The 8,196-nt window shown below is 51.5% G+C and carries 7 protein-coding genes and 1 riboswitch; of the genes, 2 read left to right on the top strand and 5 right to left on the bottom strand.

Annotated elements, in window-relative coordinates; genetic code table 11:
- Positions 1 to 309: 309 nt before the first annotated feature.
- Positions 310 to 1,161, bottom strand: a complete 852-nt coding sequence (gene murI / locus ACCW76_RS15715; protein ID WP_167142559.1) for a glutamate racemase — start codon at positions 1,159 to 1,161, stop codon at positions 310 to 312.
- Complete coding sequence (gene btuB / locus ACCW76_RS15710) at positions 1,106 to 2,983, bottom strand: TonB-dependent vitamin B12 receptor BtuB (protein WP_436339097.1); 1,878 nt, start codon at positions 2,981 to 2,983, stop codon at positions 1,106 to 1,108. The genes murI and btuB overlap by 56 nt, the downstream gene beginning before the upstream one ends.
- Before the next feature lie 70 nt (positions 2,984 to 3,053).
- A riboswitch (cobalamin riboswitch) is annotated at positions 3,054 to 3,234 on the bottom strand.
- Positions 3,235 to 3,346: 112 nt separating this feature from the next.
- Between btuB and trmA the strand changes: the two genes are divergently transcribed.
- Positions 3,347 to 4,450: a tRNA (uridine(54)-C5)-methyltransferase TrmA gene (gene trmA / locus ACCW76_RS15705; RefSeq protein WP_436339096.1), complete on the top strand. Its 1,104-nt coding sequence runs from the start codon at positions 3,347 to 3,349 to the stop codon at positions 4,448 to 4,450.
- A gap of 36 nt (positions 4,451 to 4,486) precedes the next feature.
- On the opposite strand, the gene ACCW76_RS15700 is transcribed toward trmA, so the two are convergent.
- Together ACCW76_RS15700 and fabR are read right to left on the bottom strand one after the other, a co-directional pair.
- Complete coding sequence (locus ACCW76_RS15700) at positions 4,487 to 4,843, bottom strand: YijD family membrane protein (protein WP_034823705.1); 357 nt, start codon at positions 4,841 to 4,843, stop codon at positions 4,487 to 4,489.
- A gap of 18 nt (positions 4,844 to 4,861) precedes the next feature.
- Complete coding sequence (gene fabR / locus ACCW76_RS15695) at positions 4,862 to 5,506, bottom strand: HTH-type transcriptional repressor FabR (RefSeq protein ID WP_034823706.1); 645 nt, start codon at positions 5,504 to 5,506, stop codon at positions 4,862 to 4,864.
- A gap of 194 nt (positions 5,507 to 5,700) precedes the next feature.
- Between fabR and sthA the strand changes: the two genes are divergently transcribed.
- Positions 5,701 to 7,101: a Si-specific NAD(P)(+) transhydrogenase gene (gene sthA, locus ACCW76_RS15690; RefSeq protein ID WP_038644114.1), complete on the top strand. Its 1,401-nt coding sequence runs from the start codon at positions 5,701 to 5,703 to the stop codon at positions 7,099 to 7,101.
- Here the strand turns inward: sthA and oxyR are convergent.
- The gene (gene oxyR / locus ACCW76_RS15685; RefSeq protein ID WP_034823715.1) at positions 7,084 to 8,001 is read right to left on the bottom strand and encodes a DNA-binding transcriptional regulator OxyR; all 918 of its coding nucleotides are present in this window, start codon (positions 7,999 to 8,001) and stop codon (positions 7,084 to 7,086) included. The two genes, sthA and oxyR, sit on opposite strands and share 18 nt — an antisense overlap.
- Positions 8,002 to 8,196 lie beyond the last annotated feature (195 nt).

Raw genomic sequence — 8,196 nt, 5'->3', positions numbered from 1 at the left:
ATATTTTTTACGTCCGGAGACGCTGATATCAATCCTGCGAGTGCCCACACAGATTGTCTGATAAATTGTTAAAGAGCAGTGCCGCGATTTCTCAAGCGGCGCGGGATGCGTATATTACGCTTTCCGCATTCTCAGTCAAGCATTTATTTTTGCTTTTCTGAAGGTTGCCTTGAAGACCACCTCCTGAACACTTCGCTTCGTAAGCCGTTGTTCCGTGTCAGTGGAGGCGCAGTATAGGGATTTCTTTTTGGCTGACAAGCGCTAAATGCAAATTAAATTCTGAGTGCTGTTTTTTTCGTCGAAACCCCACTAAATCGCCAGTTTTTCCAGCAGCGGAAAGCCATAACGCTGTAAAACGGGTGATAATTGCACCGCCTCCTCATCCATAAGGGTACAGAACGCCATATTCTGCCCAGAAGAAACGGCATGCGGCGCTTCATGTTCTAATAACCATACTGTGCGGCGTGCAATGGCTGCACCGGAATCCACTAACCGCGTCCCCTCAGGAAGCACCATTTGTAGCTCGTCACGTAATAGAGGGAAGTGCGTACATCCCAGAACCACAGTGTCAGGTGGCTCTTTCATGCGAAGCCAGGGTTGTACAGCACGGCGCACATCAGAGAGTGCGACCTCTTCACCATGAAGTTTCGCTTCCGCCAGCTCTACCAGTTCAGCAGAGCCCAGCATTTCAATTTTGCACTCGCGCGCAAACTGCGCCACCAGCTCATGTGTATAAGGACGCTTTACTGTGCCGCGCGTCGCCAGCAACCCCACTACACCATTACGCGTGAGACGCGCCGCAGGTTTAATCGCGGGAACCACGCCGACAACAGGAAATTCGAATCGCTCACGCAGCGCAGGTAATGAGACGGTACTGGCGGAGTTACAGGCAATCACGACGAGGGCAAGTGGGTACCGTTGGGTAATCGCCTCAACCACGGCAACGACACGCTCGACAATAAAGTCTTCGGTTTTTTCGCCGTAGGGGAAACCTTCATTATCGAAGGCATACAGATAGTGAAGATCCGGCAGTAATTGCCGGACTTCATCATAGACGGAGAGCCCACCGACGCCAGAGTCAAACACCAGCACGGTGGGACGCAGATCAGAAGCTGTAGCTGGCGCTGAGGTAGTACTCCGTTCCTGGAGTTGGATAGCCATACGCTGTCTCATAATCTTTATCGAACAGGTTGGCAATTCTACCACGAACGGTGAGTTGTGATGTGACCGGATACGAGACTGCGAGATCTACAGTGCTATAGCTTGGCAAGCGACGCTGGACACTTGAATATTCATTGGTGTTGTTATCGTAACGCTTTCCGTAATACTGGTAGATAACATCAATGTCGAAATCATATACCGTCAAACCCAGCTGATATTTGGCTTGTTCACGCGCACGACGCGCTAATGTTTCACCATCTGAATCGCGACGCGCGTCTAGATAGCCAAGTGTGATCTGATGATGGATAAAACTGGTATCAAAATCAGCTGTGGCTTCAATACCTTTCAGCGTAACGGCTTTTTCATTGTAATAGCCGCCCTCAAATGTGACAGGGTCAGAAGCATAAGTGATCAGATTACTCACTTTATTATGATAAGCAGCAATACGCCAATTTACGGGACCCGTTAACCCCTCTAATGCCGCTTCCCACTGTTTGGATTTTTCAGGTGCCAAATCAGGGTTAGAACTGATGCCGTAACGTTTTAAGCCATATAACTGCCCCAATGTTGGAGCCTGAAAACCTGTGCCATATGACAGAGAAGCTTTATATCCCGGTATAAACTCCCAGCCAGCGGCAGTTTGCCATGTACCGTGACGGCCAAAATCTTCATTGTCATCACCACGGGCTGAACCTTCGAGGGTGACGGTGCCGAATTGCTGCTGTGCTGTCAAATATGCGCCGGTATTGTCTTGCTTATAGCTATCTTGATCTCGCGGAGTCAGGTATTGGCCCACAGAAGTGAGCTTCTGCTGCTGCCAGTCCAAGCCCGCACTGACCATGCCATGAGCTATCGCAAGTGTGTTACCCCATTGCAGATTACGCTGTTCCATGTCGTCAAGACTATTGGAATCCGCATATCGTCCGTCCGTACTGACATAGTTATAGATTTTGTACTTCTGGTAACTCGCGATTAGCTGCGATGAATAATCATCTTTGTTGAAGCGGAGGCCTGTATCAAAAGAATGGTTATAAATCTGCTGTTCATCCTGACCGCCAGCATATCCCGCATCATAATCCGAATTAGCGGCATAGCCGTAGCCACGAAAGAAGCCAGAAAACTCTTCATTAAACTGGTGATCGACTCCTGCCCAAAAAGCTTTGTTGCGCCAACCATCGCGATCGCGGTCAACGGGTGAGGTGGAATCCGGCTGAACGTTGTAGCCGTTAGTGGCTTGATATGAACCTGCAATAGTAAGGCGCGTCTGATCGGTAACGTTTTGATTTACGCTACCGCTGTATTCCTGATATCCCTTGGAACCGAAACCTGCGGCAAGCGTGTTCTGATTATTTGGGTTTTGCGTAATAACGTTAACAACACCACCAATGGCATCTGCACCATAAACGGCTGAGCGCGGTCCACGTATGAACTCCACACGCTGAATGATAGAGACTGGGATTTGGTTAAAATCTGCCACCCCCGTGATGCCTGGCTTAGCAAAAGGCACACCATCGACCAAAATCAAGGTATGTCTTGCTTCAGAGCCTCTTACATACATCGATGCGCTCTGGCCAATACCACCATTCTGAGCAATATCTACACCCGGTAAGCGGCGAAGAACTTCAAGCAAGTTCTTCGACTGCCACTGATCTATCTCTTCACGTGTGACCACTGAAGTTGAAGCCAGCACCGATGAAACCGGCTGAGCGAAACGGTTAGCGGTGACGATTTGCGTATCATCATCCTGAGCGTAGCCATACGCAGCCCAGAGTGAAAGCGCCGTTGCACTGAAGGCACACAGCGTAGTTTTGCTTTTATTCATTGTTGTAAGCATCCAAAAGACGAAGCAGGATGCCGCAGGCCTACAACCGATAGCACGCGATGGTTGTAGTGATTGCGACGACACACCGGCAGGTCTTCGGGCTGAGAATCATAAATGGTGAAAAACTTCCCATCCCGCAGGACAGTGTTTGTCGATACCATCACCATGACATTCTTTTACCGCTGCGCGTCAGCTCCAGATTCACACTGGATTCCCTTTTAACTCAAGGAGGCCGGCTGTCGCAGTCTACGGTTAAGCAGGCCGCGAATCCAGACTGCTCGCCATCATCTTTTCACAGAACTGGACATCAGCAGGTGAATGCCTACAATCGCCCGGCAAGCAGGCTTATTACCAGGATGAACGATGACACCCGAACAACTCCCAATTGAACAATACGACGCGCAACTGGCGGAAAAAGTCAGCCGTTTACAGGCGATGATGGTGCCCTTTGCCGCGCCTGACGTGGAGGTGTTCCGCTCACCGGTCAGCCACTATCGTATGCGCGCCGAATTCCGCATCTGGCATGATGGCGACGATCTGTATCACATCATCTTTGATCAAGAGACCAAGCAGCGCATCCGTGTGGATCAATTCCCAGCGGCGAGCGAATTGATCAATCAGTTGATGCCAAAACTGATCGACGCGATCCGTGATAACCCGGCGCTGCGTTTCAAACTGTTCCAGATCGACTACCTGTCGACCATGAGCAATCAGATTGTGATCTCGCTGCTTTACCACCGCAAGCTGGAAGCGGAGTGGACAGAAGCCGCCACGATATTGCGTGATAAGCTGCGTGCCGAAGGTATTGATGTGCAGCTGATTGGTCGTGCGACCAAAACCAAAATCTGCCTCGATCGCGATTACGTCGATGAATGCCTGCCTGTAGCGGGCAAAGAGATGATTTACCGTCAGGTAGAGAACAGCTTCACCCAGCCTAATGCGGCGATGAACATTCAGATGCTGGAATGGGCGCTGGATGTGACCAAAGGTTCACGTGGCGATCTGCTGGAGCTGTACTGCGGCAACGGCAACTTCTCGTTGGCGCTGGCGCGTAACTTCCATCGTGTACTGGCAACCGAGATCGCCAAGCCTTCGGTGGCCTCAGCGCAGTACAACATTGCCGCTAACCATATCGATAATGTGCAGATCATCCGTATGGCCGCAGAAGAGTTTACCCAGGCAATGAATGGCGTACGTAGCTTCAACCGCTTAGAAGGTATCGACCTGAAGAGCTATCAGTGCGAGACCATCTTTGTCGATCCGCCACGCAGTGGATTAGATGAGGAAACGGTGAAGATGGTGCAGGCGTATCCGCGCATTCTTTATATCTCCTGCAATCCACAAACCCTGTGCGATAACCTCGCCACGCTGGGTGAAACGCATGAAGTGTCGCGGCTCGCGCTGTTCGACCAGTTCCCATATACCCATCATATGGAATGCGGTGTCTGGCTCACGCGCAAAGCGTAAAACAAAACGGGAACCCTGCGGTTCCCGTTGTTGTATTTAGCTCTTGTTCCTGGCGCGGCGGAAGCGCGTGGCAATCCAGAACACCAGTGCCACCATCAGGATGGTCGGAATGAAGTTGGAACCGATATCCGGATATTCAGCGCGAACCAGCGCGCTGTACACCAAAATACCCAATAGGAAAAACGCCGCAGCCAGTGAAGGCATGCCATCGGGCATGTTGCGGTTAAGGTAACGCTGATGCAGACACCAGGCCGCGAGGCCAAGGGCGATCAGCGGAAATATCGAAAAAGGCACAAACGTACTGAACAGCACCGAAAAGGAGCCGTTGATCGCTAAACCGGTGATAAAAGCCAGTAACAGGGTTCCTTTATCGCGAGGGTTTTGCTCAATCATTTCATTATCCTTATCACATTACTCTTCGGGTTTTTCCAGGGTAACCGCCAGACGTTCCTGCTCCCGGCGATACCAGTAATAAGCGCCTTTAGCGATCATACGCAATTGCAGCACCAGGCGATCTTCCAGCTTGCGACGCTGTTCGATATCCACATCCAGCGCTTCCGCACCGGCGCTGAACACGATTGTCACCATGGCTTCGGCTTGCGCTTCGGTAAAGCTGCGCGGCATGCGATTTTCCAGCTCAAGGTAATCAGCGAGCTCAGCAATAAAGTGCTGAATTTCTCGCGCAACTGCGGCACGGAACGCGGCCGATGTTCCGGAGCGCTCGCGTAGTAAGAGACGAAAAGCGTTGGGATTGTTCCCGATAAATTCCATAAATGTGGAAACGGAGGTCTTGATGATGCTGCCGCCTTTGGCAATGCGCTGGCGTGCCTGACGCATCAACTGGCGTAACATCAGGCCACTTTCGTCGACCATGGTCAGACCCAGTTCATCCACATCTTTAAAGTGACGATAAAACGAGGTCGGTGCAATCCCGGCTTCACGCGCAACTTCACGCAAACTCAGGCTGGCAAAACTCCTTTCTGCACTTAACTGACTGAAGGCTGCTTCAATCAGCGTACGTCTTGTACGTTCTTTCTGTTGCGCCCTGACGCCCATTTTCCCGGCCTTTTGAGTGATCTGGAAGGCACTATAACAAACTTTTCAGCGTACAGTGGCGCAAAGTTTGTGACCGCCTGTGTACCTCACGCTTTGTCAAAACTGGGGATTTTTCGCTGTTAGAATTCAGATGTGCGCGGTGAGATGTTAGAATCTCGTTGTAAAAATGTGATAGAAAAATAGGACGTACTGGTATGCAAAAGTCTTACGATTACGATGCCATTGTGATTGGCTCAGGTCCAGGCGGCGAAGGTGCGGCAATGGGCCTGGTGAAGCAGGGAGCGCGCATTGCAGTGATCGAACGCTACCATAATATCGGCGGCGGTTGTACTCACTGGGGGACCATCCCCTCCAAAGCTCTACGTCACGCTGTCAGCCGTATTATCGAGTTCAATCAAAACCCTCTTTATAGCGATCACACCCGACTCCTGCGCTCCTCATTTGCTGACATTCTGAATCACACCGAAAACGTTATCAGTCAGCAAACGGCCATGCGGCAGGGATTTTACGAACGCAACCGTTGTGAGATTTATCAGGGCGATGCCCATTTTGTTGATGCCAACACTATCGAAGTTGAACAGCCCGATGGCACCCGCGAACGCCTAACCGCAGAAAAATTCGTGATTGCGTGCGGTTCACGTCCTTATCATCCTGCCGACGTCGACTTTACGCACCCACGCATTTACGACTCCGACTCCATCCTCAACCTGCATCATGAACCTGGCCATGTGATCATTTACGGTGCCGGTGTGATTGGTTGTGAATACGCGTCGATCTTCCGTGGCCTGAACGTCAAAGTTGATTTGATTAACACGCGCGATCGTTTGCTGGCGTTCCTCGATCAGGAAATGTCAGATTCGCTCTCCTACCACTTCTGGAACAGCGGCGTGGTGATTCGTCACAACGAAGAGTTTGAGAAGATTGAAGGTGTGAGTGACGGCGTGATCATGCACCTGAAGTCAGGCAAAAAAGTGAAAGCGGATTGCCTGCTGTACGCTAACGGTCGTACCGGTAACACGGATTCACTGGCGCTGGAAAATGTCGGGTTAGAAGCCGATGGTCGTGGTCTGCTGAAAGTGAATAGCATGTACCAGACTGCGCAACCGCACATCTATGCCGTTGGCGACGTGATTGGTTACCCGAGCCTGGCTTCCGCCGCTTACGATCAGGGCCGTATTGCCGCGCAGGCGATCATTAAAGGCGAAGCCACTGCACATCTGATCGAAGATATTCCCACCGGGATTTATACCATTCCGGAGATCAGCTCAGTGGGTAAAACCGAGCAGCAGTTAACCGCGATGAAAGTGCCTTACGAAGTGGGTCGTGCGCAGTTTAAACATCTGGCTCGTGCTCAGATTGTGGGGATGCACGTGGGCAGCCTGAAGATTCTGTTCCATCGTGAAACCAAAGAGATTTTGGGCATTCACTGCTTTGGCGAGCGCGCGGCAGAAATTATTCACATCGGGCAAGCCATCATGGAGCAGAAGAACGGCGGCAACACGATTGAGTACTTCGTGAATACCACCTTCAACTATCCGACAATGGCCGAGGCCTATCGCGTTGCGGCGCTCAACGGCTTAAACCGCCTGTTTTAACGACGTATCCAGATAACCCTGCATATGGGTTTTGATTGCTTCTGCCAGCTGCTCATAGCGGCTGCGCAGAGGTGATCCTGGACGATATACCAGAGCAATCGTGCGTTGTGGCACCGGCTTGTAGCACGGCAAATAGCACACGCCATCTCGCACACGCTCATTCGGCACCGCCAGCGATGGCAGCAAAGTAATGCCGCTTCCTGCCGCGACCATGTTGCGTAGCGTTTCCAGGCTGGTTGCGCGGAAATGGGTATCTTCATCCGCACCGGCTTCAAAGCAGAAGCCCATGGCTTGATCGCGCAAGCAGTGGCCATCTTCCAGCATCAGCAGCTTTTCACCCGCCAGATCCGACATCGGCACACGATCGCGATCGTGCCATGGATGATCCTTGTATATCGCCAGCTTCATCGGCTCGTCAAACAGCGGCACCTCAATAAAGGCTTCGCTCTCTTTCACCAGCGCCAGAATGGCACAATCCAGTTTGCCGCTATCGAGCTGTGCCAGCAGTTGCTGCGTCTGTGCTTCATGCAGGTACATTTCGAGTTTGGGGAAAGTCTGGTGCAGCATTGGGATGATTTGCGGCAACAAATACGGGCCCGTTGTCGGAATCAGGCCAATATGCAGCGGACCGGACATCGCCTCGCCCTGCTGACTCGCCATCTCCTTCAGCACTTTCACTTCGCGCAGCACGGTTCGCGCCTGATCCACCAGCAACAATCCAGCCTGGGTAAATAACACCTTCCGGCTGGTTCGCTCCAGCAGCATCACACCCAGCTCATCTTCCAGCTTACGAATCTGCCCGCTTAAGGTAGGTTGGCTGACATGACAAGCATCAGCTGCACGCCGGAAATGGCGATGCTCCGCAAGCGAAACCAGATACTCCAGATCACGAATGTTCATTGATTTCCTCCAAACCACGATAGCCCGTGGCGATAGATAGAATAGCAATGAACGATTAGCCCTATCAAGCGATGAACAGGAATAATACCGGCCATAGCAAGCAATGTTGAAAATGAAGTTGAGATGACATCGAGCATCACCTGCGATGAGCTCGAAAAATCATAGTGTTGGCCGGGAGTGCCAGCCCTTGATGAT

It is taken from the genome of Pantoea sp. C8B4, from assembly GCF_051336905.1.
GTDB classification, from domain to species: Bacteria; Pseudomonadota; Gammaproteobacteria; order Enterobacterales; family Enterobacteriaceae; genus Pantoea; species Pantoea rwandensis_B.
Note: the sequence above shows the minus strand (reverse complement) of the source record. Positions and strands in the feature narration are given on the sequence as shown.